The sequence below is a fragment of the Kitasatospora sp. NPDC005856 genome (assembly GCF_040629945.1).
GTDB lineage: Bacteria > Actinomycetota > Actinomycetes > Streptomycetales > Streptomycetaceae > Kitasatospora.
In genome coordinates, this window is sequence record NZ_JBEXWT010000060.1 from 41,889 (window position 1) to 57,640 (window position 15,752).

The following is a 15,752-nucleotide window of genomic DNA, read 5'->3' on the forward strand; positions in this document are numbered from 1 at the left end:
GTCACTTGGTCCCCTTCGCCACGGCGGTCAGCTTGAGCAGGTTGTCCAGCGAGGGCAGCGTCGCCTGCTTGATCCTGGCGGCGGTCAGATCGGGTGCGAAGGTCGGGCTCTTGCCGTGCATCAGGTTCGCGAAGGCCTCCGGCTTGGCCTGCGGCCGGAGCCCGAACCGGGCCTCCAGGCCGCGCAGCACCTCGTCGTTCTGGAGGACCTCGGCGAGCCTGCGGCCGTTGGCGCTGTGGGCCACGACGGTGTGGTCCGAGTAGACCGTGGTGTCCGGGTACAGCACCACCATGTCCCCGGTGGGCTTGCCCTGCAGCGACAGGGCGGCGGCCTGCGACTCGTACGCGAAGATCAGCGGGCTGCCGATCCCCGCGCCGAAGTCCCGGAACGGTTCGTCGCTGCTGCTCTTCTGGATGCCCTGCAGCGCGTTCGCGGTGTGCACCACGTCCTTGACGGCGGCGACGCCGGCGTCGTCCGACACCACCTGGTGGTTGTTCACGACGTACGAGAGCAGCGCGAGGTACATCGCGCCGGAGGAGGAACTCTCCGGGTCGGTGGTGGTCACGAAGAGCTGGCCGGACAGCTCGGGGTGCTCGCGGGCGCCGTCGAGGTCCTCCCATCTGCGGCCGCTCTTCAGGGCGTTGACGTACTCGTCCATCCGGAACGTCCAGACGCCGGTGGGGTCCTTCTCGGCCAGCCTGTTCTGCTTCAGGACGTTGGCCACCGGCTCGTGGGCCACGATCACCAGCGGGGAGTAGAACGGCACCAGCGGGGAGTCCTGCAGGTTCCAGATGCGCTGGATCTCCCGGGCCGGCGCAGCGCTCGCGGGGAAGGCGAAGTCCAGCCCCGGTTTCTTGCCCGCCTGGTCGCTCATCGTCCAGGAGCCCGTCGAGTCCGTCCGGACTTCCAGGCCCTGCTTCGCCAACTCGGCCTTGACCTCGTCGTTCTCGAAGAAGGCACGCTTCTCCGAGCCGATCAGGCCGGTGACGGTGACCGTCTTGGCGTCCTTCTTCGGGTCGTCCTCGTGGTCGTCGGGGATCAGCGCGAAGGCGACCCCGCCCAACAGGGCCAGGGCCGCAACCACCCCCAGTGCGCGTCGCATACCGAACGCCTCCCCCTCGTCCGCTCCTTCGTCCGGGTGGTGACCCGGGGCGCCCGGGCAGCAGCCCGGGGGTGACGAGCGTCTCGCCGGGCGGGGAGCGGTGGCGGACGCGGCGGTGAACCACGGGTGAACACCCCTTCACGGAATCGCATCGGAGGACGGCGCGGGAGGTGTTCGGGAGGCGTGCGCGCGCGGTGGGGAGCGGGGCGCTCGCACAGCGGTCCGAGGATGTGTCAGATTGTTCAACTCGCCTTACCGCAAAGGCCATCCCGCAGTCCGGACCCACGTCGTGGTTACGCGCCGGTAATGCCTAGTCTCAGCACTATGCGCCGAGCAAAAATCGTCTGTACCCTCGGGCCCGCCACCGACTCGTACGACCAGATCAAGTCCCTGGTCGACGCCGGGATGGACATCGCCCGACTGAACCTCAGTCACGGCTCGCACAGCGAGCACGAGGAACGCTACCGCCGCGTCCGCAAGGCCGCCGACGAGACCGGCCGCAGCGTCGGCGTCCTCGTCGACCTTCAAGGCCCGAAGATCCGGCTCGACACCTTCGCCCACGGACCCGTACTACTCGAACGCGGCGACGAGTTCACCATCTCCACCGACAAGGGCGTCGTGGGGGACAAGGACCGTTGCGGAACCACCTACTCCGGGCTCGCCGGGGACGTCGGCCGCGGCGAGCGCATCCTGGTCGACGACGGCCGGGTCACCCTGGAGGTCGTCGCCGTCGACGGACCGCACGTGCGGTGCCTCGTCATCGAGGGCGGCCTGGTCTCCGACCACAAGGGCCTCAACCTCCCCGGCGTCGCCGTCTCCGTCCCCGCACTCAGCGACAAGGACGTCGCCGACCTGCGGTGGGCGCTGCGGACCGGGGCCGACCTCGTCGCGCTCTCGTTCGTCCGCAGCGGGCGGGACGTCGAGGACGTCCACCGGATCATGGCGGAGGAGGGGCGCCGCGTCCCGGTCATCGCCAAGATCGAGAAGCCGCAGGCGGTGGAGAACCTGGAATCCGTCGTCGACGCCTTCGACGGCATCATGGTGGCCCGCGGCGACCTGGGCGTGGAGATGCCCCTCGAACAGGTCCCGCTGGTCCAGAAGCGCGCCATCAAGCTCGCCCGTCGCAACGCCAAGCCGGTCATCGTCGCGACCCAGATGCTCGACTCGATGATCAACACCTCCCGGCCGACCCGAGCGGAGGCCTCCGACGTCGCCAACGCCGTCCTGGACGGCACGGACGCGGTGATGCTCTCCGGGGAGACCTCGGTCGGCAAGTACCCGGTCGAGACCGTCAAGACCATGGCCCGGATCGTCGAGGCCGCCGAGAACGACATCCTGGCGGCCGGACTGCCGCCCCTGACCACCGGCAGCAAGCCGCGGACCCAGGGCGGCGCCGTCGCCCGTGCGGCCGCCGAGATCGGCGACTTCCTGCACGCCAAGTACCTGATCGCCTTCACCCAGTCCGGGGACACCGCCCGCCGGCTCACCCGCTACCGCTCGCCGATCCCGGTGCTCGCCTTCACCTACGAACCGGCCGTCCGCAGCCAACTCGCCCTCACCTGGGGCGTGGAGACCTTCCTCGGCCCGTTCGCCCCGACGACGGACCAGATGGTCGAACAGGTCGACGCGGCCTTGTTGTCCCTCGGTCGCTGCCAGAAGGGCGACATCGTCGTCATCACGGCGGGCTCCCCGCCCGGCCTGGCCGGCTCCACCAACCTCGTCCGCGTCCACCACGTGGGGACCCTGGACGCCTGAGCTCCCATCGGCGGCGCGGTCCCTCAGGGCGCCGCGCCGCCGTCAGTACTTGGGGCCGATGTGGGCGTCCATGAGGGCGACGGAGTCCTTGCGGGCGATGGAGATGTTGACCTGACCGGTGGGGCGGGGGATCGAGGCCTTCCACTGGACGCCGACGGCGTCGAGGGTGGCGGTGAAGAGGCCGGTGATGTCGGTCGAGGTGTTGGTGAAGAAGTATCGGGGGTACTCGTAGCGGCGGACAACGCCGTCGACCGTCTTGGTCGCCCAGTTGGTGATGCGGCAGCCGTCGGAGTGGATGAGCCCGCGCAGGAACTCCCAGGGGTGGGCGTCGACGATCTCCTGCTGCCAGGGCTCCAGGGCTATGGTGCGTTCGTGCTTCTTGCCGGGACCATGTTGGGGGAAGTAGCAGGCCAGGTGCTTTGAGTACACCTTGACGTTGTGACAACCGGGCCGCCGCACGCGACACGGGGTGAGAGTGGGCAGCACCTGCCGGATGGCCGCTTCGACGGCGTCCATGATCCCGGGCCACTTGTCGTCACAGGCTATGGACAGGCTGGAGACTCGGTGTTGCTTCGGGTGACTGATGTGACCGTCGCCCAGGTAGAGCCCGAGTAGGTACGAGTACGCGGGGCGGTCCAGGTCGTCGCCGTAGCAGCGCACGCAGGGGGAGCGCTTTCGGCCGGGGAGTTCGCCGCGCTTGGCTAGATCCTGGTGCTTCCACCAGGAGACCGTGCCAACGGGAAGGCCGAGTCGACGGGCTGTTTCAGCGGTTCCGGTGCCACGCCGCAGGAGATGGACAGCTTGTTCGCGAACAGAGAACTCGTGCATGGTGCCGAGCGTGTGCGAATGCTCACGGGTGGTCTGGCGAATGGTCGAAACTTCACTCGAACCGGTGAAGGTCGCCAACCGATGTCCGGCTATTGGATCCCTTCGATTCGAAGGAAAAGTGCCCCGAGTGGGATTCGAACCCACACTGTATGGTGTTTGAGACCATTGCCTACTGCCAATTGGGCTATCGGGGCCTACGAATCGAAGCCCGAAGGCTCGACCAGGTGACTCAAACATACCGTGTCTGGGTACCCTCGTGCATGCAGTACCCCGCCGGAACTAGGAGCCCCGTGAGCACCGCCGACGAGCAGGCGCAGCCGCTTGAGACCGATACGCCCCAGATCACCCGGATCGTGATCGCCGAGGACGAGGCGCTGATCCGCCTCGATCTGAAGGAGATGCTGGAGGAGGAGGGGTACACCGTCGTCGGTGAGGCCGGGGACGGGGAGACGGCGGTGCGGCTGGTGGAGGAGCTGAAGCCGGATCTGGCGATCTTCGACGTGAAGATGCCGGTGCTGGACGGGCTCTCGGCCGCCGAGCAGATCCATGAGAAGCACCTGGCCCCCGTGCTGATGCTGACGGCCTTCTCGCAGCGGGAGCTGGTGGACCGGGCGCGCGACGCCGGGGCGATGGCGTACATCGTCAAGCCGTTCTCGAAGTCGGACCTGGTGCCGGCGATCGAGATGGCGGTCTGCCGGTACGCCGAGATGCGGGCGCTGGAGAAGGAGATCGGGGACCTCAGCCAGCGGCTGGAGACCCGGAAGCTGGTGGACCGGGCGAAGGGCGTGCTGCAGACCAAGTTCGGGCTGAACGAGCCGGCCGCCTTCCGGTGGATCCAGAAGACCTCGATGGACCGTCGGATGACGATGGCGGCGGTGGCCGAGGCGGTCATCGAGGAGGGCGAGGCCCAGGACCGCAAGAAGGCGGAAGAGGGAAAGTCCGAGTAAGGCGTGCGCGAAGGGCCCGGCAGAACGTTTCTGCCGGGCCCTTTCGCATGGTGTGGCTCAGTCCTCGCCGAGGTAGGCCTTGCGGACGGACTCGTCGTGCAGGAGGTCGGCTCCCGTCCCCGAGAGGACGATGCGGCCGGTCTCCATGACGTACCCCCGGTCGGACAGGGAGAGCGCCGCCTGGGCGTTCTGCTCGACCAGCAGGATGGTCGTGCCGGAGGACTTCAGCTCCACGATGGTGGACATGATCTTCTGCATCATCAGCGGGGAGAGCCCCATCGAGGGCTCGTCCAGCATGAGCAGCTTGGGCTGGGACATCAGCGCCCGTCCCATCGCGAGCATCTGCTGCTCGCCGCCGGAGAGCGTGCCGGCGGCCTGGCGGCGGCGTTCGCCGAGGATCGGGAACAGGCCGTAGGCCCGTTCGACGTCGGCGGTGATGCCGGCGGCGTCGGTGCGCAGGAAGGCGCCGAGGAGGAGGTTCTCCTCGATGGTCATCCGGGGGAAGATGTGCCGGCCTTCGGGGGAGTGGGCGAGGCCGAGGGCGACGATCTTGTGGGCGGGGACGGTCGAGAGGTCCCGGCCGTCGAAGGTGATCCGTCCGGCGGTGGGCTTGAGCAGGCCGGACAGGGTGCGCAGGGTGGTGGTCTTGCCGGCGCCGTTGGTGCCGATGAGGGTGGTGACCTCGCCCTGTTCGACGGTGAAGCTGATGCCCTTGACGGCTTCGATCTTGCCGTAGGCGACGCGGAGGTCCTCGACCTCGAGGAGTGCGGTCACTGGTCGGTCTCCGTAACGTTCTCCGGAACGCTCTCCGGAACAGCCGGGGTGGTGCCTTCGAGCGGTGCGCCCAGGTAGGCGGTGATGACGCGTTCGTCGTTCTGGACGGTCTCGCGGTCGCCCTCGACGATCTTCTGGCCCTGGACGAGCACCGCGGTGCGGTCGCAGAGGTTGAAGATGAAGCGCATGTCGTGCTCGATGACGAGGATGGAGACGCCCTTGTCGCGGATCGCGAAGACGAGTTCCTCGGCGGCCCGGGTCTCCTGGGGGTTCATGCCGGCGGTGGGTTCGTCGAGCAGCAGGAGGCCGGGTTCGGAGGCGAGGGCGCGGGCGATCTCCAGCTTGCGCTGCTCGCCGTAGGGGAGGTTGCGGGCGAGGTGGTCGGCCTTCTCGGCGAGGCCGGTGAACTGCAGGAGTTCCATGGCCTTCTCGCGGCTCTCGGCTTCGGCGCGGTGGTAGCCGGGGCCGCGCAGGATGGCGGAGAAGATGCCTTCCCTGGTGCGGGTGTGCCGGCCGACCAGGACGTTCTCCAGGACGGTCATGTTGGCGAACAGCCGGATGTTCTGGAAGGTGCGGGCGATGCCGGCCTGGGTGACCAGGTGGGGCTTGGGCGGCAGCAGGGTGTCGCGGTAGCGGACGGCGCCCTCGGTGGGGACGTACAGGCCGGTGAGGCAGTTGAAGAAGGTGGTCTTGCCGGCGCCGTTGGGGCCGATGAGACCGATGATCTCGCCTTCGCCGACGGTGAGGGAGACGTCGTTGACGGCGGTGAGGCCGCCGAAGCGCATGGTGACGCCGGTGACTTCGAGCAGGGGTGCGGCGGTGGTGGTCATCGGGTCGGTCACGCCCCTGCCTTGGTGAGTGCGGTCGGCTCGCCGGTGGCCTGGGCCGGGAGGGCGGCCTCGTGGAACTCCAGCTGCCGGCGCCGGTTGGGGATGAGGCCCTCGGGGCGCACCCGCATCAGGACGATGAGGGCGGCGCCGAAGGCGAGGAGCTGGTAGTCGGCGAGGAATTCGAGCTTCTTCGGGATGAGGAAGAGCAGGGTGGCGCCGGCCAGCGGGCCGCTGATGGTGCCCATGCCGCCGAGGATGACCGCGGCGAGCAGGAAGGCGGAGTTCGGCGGGAGGGCTTCGGCGAAGGTGTACTGGTCGGGGGTGACGGTGTAGCTGACGTGGGCCTGGACGGTGCCGGCCAGGCCGGCCAGCAGGGCGCCGAGGGCGAAGGCGAGCAGCTTGAGCCGGAAGCCGTTGATGCCCATGGCCTCGGCGGCGGTCTCGTCCTCGCGGATGGCGACCCAGGCGCGGCCGATGCGGGAGTTGCCGACCCGGGCGAAGACCAGCACGACCAGGGCGGTGACGAGGAGCATCAGCAGGTAGTAGTTGGAGAAGCGGCCGAGCTCGACGCCGAGGACGGTGTGCGGCTTGCCGAGGTCGAAGCCGAGGATCTTCAGGTCGGGGATGCGCGGGATGCCGTTGGAGCCGTTGGTGACCTTGGGGCCGGTGGTGCCGTTGAGGTTGAGCATGGTGATGCGGAAGATCTCGCCGAACCCGAGGGTGACGATGGCGAGGTAGTCGCCGCGCAGCCGCAGGGTGGGGGCGCCGATCAGGACGCCGAAGACCATCGAGACGACGGCGCCGGTGAGCATCGCGGCCCAGAACGGGAACTGGACGTGGATGGGGGAGGCGGGGGAGCCGGAGACCAGGGCGGCGGCGTAGGCGCCGACGCCGAGGAAGGCGACGTACCCGAGGTCGAGCAGGCCGGCCAGGCCGACGACGATGTTGAGGCCGAGGGCGACGGTGGCGAAGATCAGGATGTTGGTGGCGACGGAGGTGTACTGGTCGCTGGTCTGGGTGAACGGGAAGCTGGCGGCGGCGGCGAACGCGGCGCCGGTGGTGACCGGGCGGTGCTTGACGGTCAGCGCGCGCAGCCGGGCGAGCAGGCCGGCCTTGGCCAGGGCGGGGACGGCCAGGGCGACGAGCAGCAGGTAGCCGGTGAAGAGCTCGCCGTACTCGGTGTCGATGCCGAAGGTGATGGCGAACAGTCCGAGCCCGAAGGCGAGGACGATGAGCAGGACCTCGGCCCAGGAGGGGAGCGCGCGCGGCGGGGGCAGCGGTCGGTCGATGCGGCCGAGCCGCAGCGCGCTGTTGGCGAGGTGGCCGAGCTGGAGCAGCAGGACGGCGCCGGCCGCGATGGCGAGCCCGCCGGCGAGGGCGGTCAGGACGGGGGCCACCGGCTTGTCGGTGGGGACGGCGTGGGCGCCGAACCAGGCGGCGGGGGCGACCGGGACGAGCACGAAGAGGCGCTTGTCGAGGATCCGCAGCGGGACGGCGGTGCGCCGGTCGAGCGGCAGGCCGAGGGCGCCGAGGACGGCGATGAGGCCGCCGGCGGTGAGCACCCAGCCGCCGGGTTCGAGGTTGGCGAGACCGCCGAGTTCGACGGAGACGGCGGCGACGGAGTAGACGGCGACGGCGAGGGCGCCGGTGGCGGCGAGCAGGACGGCGTTGTTGCTGCGGGTGGGGGCGGCCCAGCGCAGTCCGGGGACGCCCTGGGCGGCGAGCAGCAGGACGAGGGTGAGCAGTCCGGCGGCGAGGGCGAGCCACTGGAGGCCGGCCGGGGAGCCGTAGTAGGTGAGGTCGCCGGGGAAGTCGGAGGTCCAGGTCCAGGACATGGCGGCGGAGGCGGCGGTGGCGAGGGCGCCGAGTGCGGTGACGGCCGCGGCGGCGCGGGCCGGCAGCGGGATGACCGGGGTGGTTTCGGTGTGGGTGGTGGTCATGGTGGTCACGCCCTGTCCGCGACGCGCTCGCCGAGCAGGCCCTGGGGCCGGATCAGCAGTACGAGGATGAGGAGAACGAACGCCCAGACGTCCTTCCAGGCGCCGCCTCCGAAGAGGTGCATGCCGGGCAGGTGCTGGATGTAGCCGGTGGCGAGGGCTTCGGCGAGGCCGAGGGCGAGGCCGCCGAGCATGGCGCCGTAGATGTTGCCGATGCCGCCGAGGACGGCGGCGGTGAAGGCCTTGAGGCCGAGGATGAAGCCCATCCGGAAGTCGACCTGGCCGCTGCGCAGCCCGTACGCGACGGCGGCGACGGCGGCGAACGCGGCGCCGATGGCGAAGGCCATGACGATGATGCGGTCGGTGTCGATGCCCATCAGCTTGGCGGTGTCGGGGTCCTGGCTGGTGGCCTGCATGGCGCGTCCGGAGCGGGTGCGGGTGACGAACCAGCCGAGGGCGAGCATGCACAGCGGGGCGGCGATGATCAGGAAGAGGTCGCTGCGCTGGATGGTGACGGAGCCGAGGCTGAACGGGTCGCCGGGGAGCTTGGGGAAGACGCGGGCCTTCTTGGCGTCGGGGTAGAAGGAGAAGACGAGCTGCTGGAGGAAGATGGACAGCCCGATGGCGGTGATGAGCGGGGCGAGCCGGGGGGCGTTGCGCAGGGGGCGGTAGGCGAAGCGCTCGGCGGCGACGGCGGTGAGGGTGGAGACCAGGATGCCGGCGATCAGCATGAGCGGTAGGGCCAGCCACAGGGTGGTGCCGCCGGGGAGGGCGAGGTAGGCGGTCAGGGCGCCGAAGCCGCCGACCATGACGATCTCGCCGTGGGCGAAGTTGATGAGCTGGACGATGCCGTAGACCATCGTGTAGCCGATCGCGACGAGCCCGTAGAGGGCGCCGAGGATCAGGCCGTTGGCCAGCTGCTGCGGTAGGTCGTGCACCGCTGGGCCTCCGTAGTGCGTTCGGGGGTGTCCGCGTGGGTGGTGGATGTGGGTGCGCGCGGGGGCACTCGTGGCGCCCCCGCGCGCTGTGGTGGTGAAGTGGCGCCGGTGGTGCTGGTGGTGACGTCGTGTCAGGCGGATGCGTTCCGTGACGGCATGTCAGCCCTTGAAGGTGCCGGACTTCTCCACGGCCCACTTGCCGTCCTTGACGGTGTAGACGGTGAGCTGCTTGTTGGTGGTGTCGCCGAACTCGTCGAAGGAGACCTTGCCGGTCACGCCGTCGAAGGTGACCTTCTGGACGGCGTCGCGGACGGCCTTGCGGTCGGGGACCTTGCCGTTGTTGTCCTTCACGGCCTGCTTGACGCCCTGGATGATGGCCCAGGCGCTGTCGTAGGAGTAGCCGCCGTAGGTCTCGTAGGCGTCCTTGTAGCCGCCGGCCTTGTAGTCGGCGATGAACTTCTTGGCGGTGTCGAGGGATTCGACGGGCAGGCCGACGGCGGTGGCGTAGTCGCCCTGGCTCTTGGGGTTGAGCTTGATGAAGTCGCCGCTCTGGATGCCGTCTCCGCCCATCAGGGGGATGTTGACGCCGGCCTCCTTGAGCTGGAGGGAGAGCGGGCCGGCGGCGGGGTACTCGCCGCCGTAGTAGACGGCTTCGGCGCCGGAGCTCTTGACCTTGGTGACGATGGCGGCGAAGTCGCGGTCGTCGGGGTTGACGTGCTCCTCGCCGACCAGGGTGCCGCCGAGCTTGGTGAACTCGCCCTTGAAGGTGCCGGCCAGGCCCGCGCCGTAGGTCTTCTGGTCGTCGATGAGGAAGACCTTGGTCTTCTTGGCGTCGGTGTAGAGGAACTGGGCGGCGAACGGGCCCTGGACGGCGTCGGTGGTGGCGGTGCGGAAGTAGGACTGGAAGGGGCGCTTCTTCTCGCCGCTGGCCCACTTCTCGCCCTGGCTGAGGGCGACGCCGGTGTTGGCGGGGGAGACCTCGACCAGGCCGGCGTCGTCGAAGATCTGCTGCATCGACTGCGCCACGCTGGAGTTGAGCGGGCCGACGACGCCGAGGACCTTGCTGTCGCCGACCAGCTGGGTGGCGTTCTGCTGGCCGGGGGCGGGCTTGCCGGTGTCGTCCAGGGCCTTGATCTCGAACTTGACGCCGGGGACCTCGTTGCTCTCGTTGGCCTTCTTGATCGCGAGGTCGACGGAGTTGCGGATGCCGAGGCCGAGGGCGGAGAGGTCGCCGGTGAGGGGGGCGTCGACGCCGATGACGACCGTGGTGGAGCCGGAGTTGGCGCTGCCGCCGTCGCCGCCCTTCTTCTCTCCGCGGGAGCCGCAGGCGGTGAGGCTGAGGGCGCCGATCACGGCAATGCTCACGACAACTGCTGAACGATGACGCACGAGGGTCCCCTTCGGTTCGGGAGGCGCCCGCGCCGGAATGGCGGGAGCCGGAGTGCGCGGAGGGCCTGGCCCAATCGAATGGCGCGGTGACTGGCCGTGACTCTAGATGCCGTTGGGCGGCTCGGGCAGTGCTGGGAGCAGGCTGTGATTCTCTTGTTATGAGCACACGGAGCATTTGTCTCACCATGTGGTCGTTCCGGCTCGATCGATCCCGCGATGGTGGGCGTTTACCCGCTGGTAGGGCGATGTAAGGGCCAGAAATGGGGGTTGCAGCTGGCAGCGTCGATTATCGGACGCTTGTGTCCGATGCTCTGCTTTCGACCTTGAGCGTCCGTATTTCGGACAGAGAGGGCGCGGCCGGATGGTCCCGTGGCGCTCGGGGGTCGCGGAACCGGCAATTGATCGGATTTCCTACTTGTTACGCAGCGTTACAGGGGTGGGATTCACGCCTGCCGGGCACGGGATTCGTGCCGACCGGGCGCGGGATGCGCGCCGGCCGCGCCCGGGCATGTCGACGCCCCCTTGTCCAGACCAACGCCTGCCCAAGGTGGCGGAAGGTCAAACAAGGGGGCGGAAAAGGGACTTGATGTCGTCCGGAGTGAACTCGTGGCCGCGGTGCGGACGTTGTCGGACGGGAGGCCGCGGCCGAGCTGCCGTCAGAGGTCGCGCAGCATGCAGGTCAGCCGGCAGCTGGTGATCCGCCGACCGGTGTCGTCGGTGATCGCGATCTCGTAGGTGGCGGCGGTGCGGCCCTTGAACACCGCCGTCGCCACCCCGGTCACCAGTCCGGAGGTGGCCGAGCGGTGGTGGGTGGCGTTGAGGTCCACGCCGACCGCGTACCGGCCGGGACCGGCGTGCAGCATCGCCCCGATCGATCCCAGCGTCTCCGCCAGCGCCGCCGACGCGCCGCCGTGCAGCAGCCCGTACGGCTGCTGGTTGCCCTCCACCGGCATGGTGCCGACCACGCGGTCGCCGGAGGCCTCGACGATCCGGATGCCGAGCTTCTCGCCGAGGTGGCCGCCGGAGAAGGTCTCCGGGCTCACGCCGAGCTTGGCGAAGTGGTCCAGGACGTCCTGCGGGACCTTCAGGACGTGCTCGGCGTCGGGGGCGGGGCCGGTGGCGGTGGCCGTGTCGGGGGCGGTGCCGGGGGCCGCGTCGGTCATGGGGAGGAACTCCTGCCGCTGGGAGGTGCTGGGGACGTGTTGGCGGGTGTGTCGGGACGTGCCGCCTGAGATCGTACGACCGTCCTACTCGGAGGTAGCGGCTGCGGCCGGACCGGCGCGGCGTCCTTTTTGTCGGTGCCGGGCCATAGGATCGGTGGCCGGTAGTGGAATCGGCAGGAACGGACGTTGACGTGGCTACGCAGAGTACGGACAAGAGCGCGACGGGTGGCGGCGGGGCCGGCCCGCGGCCCCGGCTGATGCTGCTCGACGGGCACTCGATGGCCTACCGGGCCTTCTACGCCCTGCCCGTGGAGAACTTCAACACCTCCACCGGCCAGCCCACCAACGCCGTCTACGGCTTCGCCTCGATGCTCGCCAACACCGTCCGGGACGAGCAGCCCACCCACCTCGCCGTCGCCTTCGACGTCTCCCGGCAGACCTTCCGCTCCGTCGAGTTCCCCGACTACAAGGCCAACCGCGCCAAGACGCCGGACGAGTTCCGCAGTCAGGTCGGCCTGATCGGCGAACTGCTCGACGCCATGCACATCCCCCGGCTGACGGTCGAGGGCTTCGAGGCCGACGACATCATCGCCACCCTGGCCACCGCCGCCGAGGCGGCCGGCTACGACGTCGACATCGTCACCGGCGACCGCGACTCGCTCCAGCTGGTCACCGACCACGTCACCGTCCTCTACCCGACCAAGGGCGTCTCCGAGCTCACCCGCTTCACCCCGGAGAAGGTCACCGAGAAGTACGGCGTCACCCCGCGCCAGTACCCGGACCTCGCCGCGCTGCGCGGCGACCCGTCCGACAACCTGCCCGGCATCCCGGGCGTCGGCGAGAAGACCGCCGCCAAGTGGGTCAACCAGTTCGGCTCCTTCGACGAACTCGTCGCCCGCGCCGACGAGGTCAAGGGCAAGATCGGCGAGAAGCTGCGCGACCACCTCGACTCGGTCAAGCGCAACCGGGTGCTCACCGAACTGGTCCGCGACGTCGAACTCCCGCTCGGCGTCGCCGACCTGGACCGCAAGCCGTTCGACAAGGACGCCGTCGGCACCCTGATGGAGTCCCTGGAGTTCCGCAACGCCAACTTCCGCGACCGCGTCTTCGGCCTCGACCCGTCCGCCGGCGAGGACTCGGGGGAGGTGGAGCTCGCCCCCGGCGTCGAGGTGGACGGCGAACTCCTCATCGACCCCGGCACCCTGGCCGGCTGGCTCGCCGAGCACGCCCGCGACGGCAAGACCACCGTCGCGCTCGCCGCCGTCTACCAGTGGGCGCTCGGCTCCGGCGAGGTCACCGAAGTGGCGCTGGCCGCCGGGGAGACGGCCGCCTGGTTCGACCCGGCGCTGCTCGCCGAGGAGGACGAACGGGCCTTCGCCGCCTGGCTCGCCGACCCCGCCGCCCCCAAGGCCCTGCACATCGCCAAGCAGGTCATGCGCGCCTTCGCCGAGCGCGGCTGGACGATCGAGGGCGTGGTCGCCGACACCGCGCTCGCCGCCTACCTGGAGAAGCCCGGCCGCCGCACCTTCACCCTGGAGGTGCTCGCCGAGGAGTACCTGGCCCGCTCGCTCACTCCGGCCCCCGCCACCGAGAGCGGCCAACTCGCCTTCGACGCACCGGAGGAGGACCCGACGGCGCACGCCCAGTCGCTGATGCTCCAGGCCCGCGCCGTGCTCGACCTCGCCGCGCTCTTCGACACCCGCCTCGCCGAGGTCGGCGCCGCCGGGCTGATGCACGACATGGAACTGCCCATCGCCGCCCTGCTGGCCCGGATGGAGCGCTACGGCATCGCCGCCGACCGCGAGTGGCTCACCGGCCTGGAAGCCCAGTTCGCCGCCGAGATCCAGCGCGTCGTGGAGGAGGCGCACGCCGCCGCCGGGCACGAGTTCAACCTCGGCTCGCCCAAGCAGCTCCAGGAGATCCTCTTCGGCGAGCTCGCGCTCCCCAAGACCAAGAAGATCAAGACCGGCTACACCACCGACGCCGACGCGCTCACCTGGCTGGCCACCCAGACCGACAACGAACTGCCGGTCATCCTGCTGCGCCACCGCGACCAGGCCAAGCTGCGCACCACCGTCGAGGGCCTGCTCAAGACCGTCTCGCCCAAGAGCCGGATCCACACCACCTTCAACCAGATGGTCGCCGCCACCGGCCGGCTCTCCTCGCAGGACCCGAACCTGCAGAACATCCCGGTCCGCACCGAGGAGGGCCGGGCCATCCGCCGCGCCTTCATCGTCGGCGAGGGCTACGAGTCGCTGCTCACCGCCGACTACTCGCAGATCGAACTGCGGATCATGGCGCACCTGTCCGAGGACGAGGCACTGATCGAGGCCTTCGCCTCCGGCGAGGACCTGCACAACACCGTCGCCTCCCAGGTCTTCGAGGTGCCGCGCGCCGCGGTGGACGCCGAGATGCGCCGCAAGATCAAGGCGATGTCCTACGGCCTGGCGTACGGGCTGTCCGCGTACGGGCTCTCCCAGCAGCTCGGCATCAAGCCGGCCGAGGCCCAGGGCCTGATGGACACCTACTTCGAGCGCTTCGGCGGCGTGCGGGACTACCTGCGCAGGGTCGTCGACGAGGCCCGGGCGACGGGCTACACCGAGACCCTCCTCGGCCGCCGCCGCTACCTGCCGGACCTCAACAGCGACAACCGCCAGCGCCGCGAGATGGCCGAGCGGATGGCCCTCAACGCCCCGATCCAGGGCTCGGCCGCCGACATCGTCAAGATCGCCATGCTCCGGGTGGACGAGGCGCTGCGCACGGCCGGACTCACCTCCCGGATGCTGCTCCAGGTGCACGACGAAATCGTGCTGGAGCTGGCCCCGGGCGAGCGCGAGCAGGTCGAGGCCATCGTCCGCGAGCAGATGGCGGGCGCCTACCCGCTGCGCGCCCCGCTGGACGTCTCCGTCGGCGTCGGCCCCAACTGGGAGGCCGCCGCGCACTGACGGCCCCCTCACCGAACGGGCCCGGGCACGCGAGTGTCCGGGCCCGCCGCCGTTCGGGCCTGCCGCCGTTCGGGCCGGAGGCGGCCCGGTCGGCTCGCAGGTCATCGGCCCGTGCGGTGGGTCAATTCCGTACTACCGTAGGCGCAATGACAACAGGATCCACTTCGACCGACCAGCCCGTGTCCCTGGCCGAGGCACCGGTGTGCCAGGCCCGGAACTCCGCCGCCTTCTGGATCGCCACCGGCCGGAGCCGGGGGCACGAGGTGATCCGGCGCCGCGGCTTCGTCGCGGTCGACGGCGACGAGCGGGCGGGCCAGCGGATCCTGATCCAGGAACCCGACCTCGACCCGGGCGACGTGGCCGAGTTGAGCGAGCTGGTCCGGCGGGCCGCGGGCCCGGTGAACGTCGAGGACCCGTTCGACTCGACCGACCTGAGCCACCTGGGCATGCGCAGCTGGCAGATGCCGATCATGCTGCGCCTGCCCGGGCCGGTCGCCGAACCGGCGCTGGACGTGAACCGGGTGCGGCGGCCCGAGGACCTCCACACGGCCGAGCGGGTCGTGATCGAGGGCTTCGAGTTGGACGGATTCGAGCCCCACCGCCCCGGCGAACTCTTCCCGATGGCGCTGATCGAACAGCCGGGTGTGGACGTGTTCATCGCGTCGGTCGACGGCGTGGTCGCAGGGGCCTGCGTCAGTGTGGTGGCCGACGGCGTCGGCAGCCACTACTGGGTCAGCACCTCGTCGGCGTTCCGGTCGCGCGGTGTGGGTCGGGCCGTCATGCTCGGCGCCCTCGCCCACCTGGTGGACCTGCCGGTCACGCTCACCGCCTCGAAGCTGGGCCGGCCGCTGTACGAGTCGCTGGGCTACACGGTCGCGACGCCCTCGACCTGGTGGGCCTCGCCTGCTCCGGCCGCTTCGCGCTGAAATCCGCCGGCCCGCACCGTCGTGGTGGGGCAGGCCGGTGCTCGCGCCGCGCGGGGAGTCGGGGGGGGCGCCGGCCACCGCCCCCCCCGGGGCCCGGGCCCGGGCGGCGGACGCCACCGGGGGTGTTACCCGGGGGGGCCCCACCCGGGGGTTATTTTTCAGCCACGCCCTGGGTCGGATCGGCCGGTCAGGCCTTCGGGACGCGCACGATCAGCGCG

General features: G+C 70.1%; 12 protein-coding genes and 1 tRNA gene. 4 read left to right on the top strand and 9 right to left on the bottom strand.

Annotated elements, in window-relative coordinates; genetic code table 11:
* Window position 1: 1 nt before the first annotated feature.
* Window positions 2-1,102 carry a hypothetical protein gene (locus ABZ449_RS29165; RefSeq protein ID WP_360352024.1) on the bottom strand — a complete coding sequence of 367 codons (1,101 nt, stop codon included), beginning with the start codon at window positions 1,100-1,102 and terminating at the stop codon, window positions 2-4.
* A gap of 324 nt (window positions 1,103-1,426) precedes the next feature.
* Between ABZ449_RS29165 and pyk the strand changes: the two genes are divergently transcribed.
* The gene (pyk, locus tag ABZ449_RS29170) at window positions 1,427-2,857 is read left to right on the top strand and encodes a pyruvate kinase (RefSeq protein ID WP_360352027.1); all 1,431 of its coding nucleotides are present in this window, start codon (window positions 1,427-1,429) and stop codon (window positions 2,855-2,857) included.
* Between the two features lie 42 nt (window positions 2,858-2,899).
* Here pyk and ABZ449_RS29175 read toward each other — a convergent pair whose 3' ends face one another.
* Window positions 2,900-3,685 (bottom strand): helix-turn-helix domain-containing protein, encoded by a 786-nt coding sequence (locus ABZ449_RS29175; RefSeq protein WP_360352055.1) that lies wholly within the window; start codon window positions 3,683-3,685, stop codon window positions 2,900-2,902.
* Between the two features lie 119 nt (window positions 3,686-3,804).
* Window positions 3,805-3,879 (bottom strand) — tRNA-Leu (locus ABZ449_RS29180).
* A gap of 96 nt (window positions 3,880-3,975) precedes the next feature.
* Here ABZ449_RS29180 and ABZ449_RS29185 point away from each other — a divergent pair.
* Complete coding sequence (locus ABZ449_RS29185; RefSeq protein WP_360352030.1) at window positions 3,976-4,632, top strand: response regulator; 657 nt, start codon at window positions 3,976-3,978, stop codon at window positions 4,630-4,632.
* Window positions 4,633-4,689: 57 nt separating this feature from the next.
* Here the strand turns inward: ABZ449_RS29185 and ABZ449_RS29190 are convergent, their stop codons facing one another.
* The 6 genes from ABZ449_RS29190 to ABZ449_RS29215 form a co-directional block, all read right to left on the bottom strand.
* Entirely contained in the window at window positions 4,690-5,406 is a 717-nt protein-coding gene (locus ABZ449_RS29190) for an ABC transporter ATP-binding protein (protein WP_360352032.1), read from the bottom strand.
* Complete coding sequence (locus ABZ449_RS29195) at window positions 5,403-6,236, bottom strand: ABC transporter ATP-binding protein (protein ID WP_360352058.1); 834 nt, start codon at window positions 6,234-6,236, stop codon at window positions 5,403-5,405. The genes ABZ449_RS29190 and ABZ449_RS29195 overlap by 4 nt, the downstream gene beginning before the upstream one ends.
* 8 nt (window positions 6,237-6,244) lie before the next feature.
* On the bottom strand, window positions 6,245-8,176 hold the full coding sequence (locus ABZ449_RS29200) for a branched-chain amino acid ABC transporter permease (RefSeq protein WP_360352061.1): 1,932 nt from the start codon (window positions 8,174-8,176) through the stop codon (window positions 6,245-6,247).
* 5 nt (window positions 8,177-8,181) lie between these two features.
* Window positions 8,182-9,111 carry a branched-chain amino acid ABC transporter permease gene (locus ABZ449_RS29205; RefSeq protein ID WP_359819021.1) on the bottom strand — a complete coding sequence of 310 codons (930 nt, stop codon included), beginning with the start codon at window positions 9,109-9,111 and terminating at the stop codon, window positions 8,182-8,184.
* 159 nt (window positions 9,112-9,270) lie between these two features.
* Entirely contained in the window at window positions 9,271-10,500 is a 1,230-nt protein-coding gene (locus ABZ449_RS29210; RefSeq protein WP_360352035.1) for a branched-chain amino acid ABC transporter substrate-binding protein, read from the bottom strand.
* A gap of 656 nt (window positions 10,501-11,156) precedes the next feature.
* Complete coding sequence (locus tag ABZ449_RS29215) at window positions 11,157-11,663, bottom strand: hotdog fold thioesterase (protein ID WP_360352038.1); 507 nt, start codon at window positions 11,661-11,663, stop codon at window positions 11,157-11,159.
* A gap of 257 nt (window positions 11,664-11,920) precedes the next feature.
* Here ABZ449_RS29215 and polA point away from each other — a divergent pair, with 257 nt between their 5' ends.
* Both polA and ABZ449_RS29225 read left to right on the top strand, forming a co-directional pair.
* The gene (gene polA, locus ABZ449_RS29220; protein WP_360352064.1) at window positions 11,921-14,608 is read left to right on the top strand and encodes a DNA polymerase I; all 2,688 of its coding nucleotides are present in this window, start codon (window positions 11,921-11,923) and stop codon (window positions 14,606-14,608) included.
* A gap of 146 nt (window positions 14,609-14,754) precedes the next feature.
* Window positions 14,755-15,534 (top strand): GNAT family N-acetyltransferase, encoded by a 780-nt coding sequence (locus ABZ449_RS29225; RefSeq protein WP_360352041.1) that lies wholly within the window; start codon window positions 14,755-14,757, stop codon window positions 15,532-15,534.
* The last annotated feature ends 218 nt before the right edge of the window (window positions 15,535-15,752 follow it).

Coding starts and splice junctions, on each gene's coding strand:
- ABZ449_RS29165 (WP_360352024.1), bottom strand. CDS start 1,102: ATGCGACGCGCACTGGGGGTGGTTGCGGCCCTGGCCCTGTTGGGCGGG.
- pyk (WP_360352027.1), top strand. CDS start 1,427: ATGCGCCGAGCAAAAATCGTCTGTACCCTCGGGCCCGCCACCGACTCG.
- ABZ449_RS29175 (WP_360352055.1), bottom strand. CDS start 3,685: ATGCACGAGTTCTCTGTTCGCGAACAAGCTGTCCATCTCCTGCGGCGT.
- ABZ449_RS29195 (WP_360352058.1), bottom strand. CDS start 6,236: ATGACCACCACCGCCGCACCCCTGCTCGAAGTCACCGGCGTCACCATG.
- ABZ449_RS29200 (WP_360352061.1), bottom strand. CDS start 8,176: ATGACCACCACCCACACCGAAACCACCCCGGTCATCCCGCTGCCGGCC.
- ABZ449_RS29215 (WP_360352038.1), bottom strand. CDS start 11,663: ATGACCGACGCGGCCCCCGGCACCGCCCCCGACACGGCCACCGCCACC.
- polA (WP_360352064.1), top strand. CDS start 11,921: ATGCTGCTCGACGGGCACTCGATGGCCTACCGGGCCTTCTACGCCCTG.
- ABZ449_RS29225 (WP_360352041.1), top strand. CDS start 14,755: ATGACAACAGGATCCACTTCGACCGACCAGCCCGTGTCCCTGGCCGAG.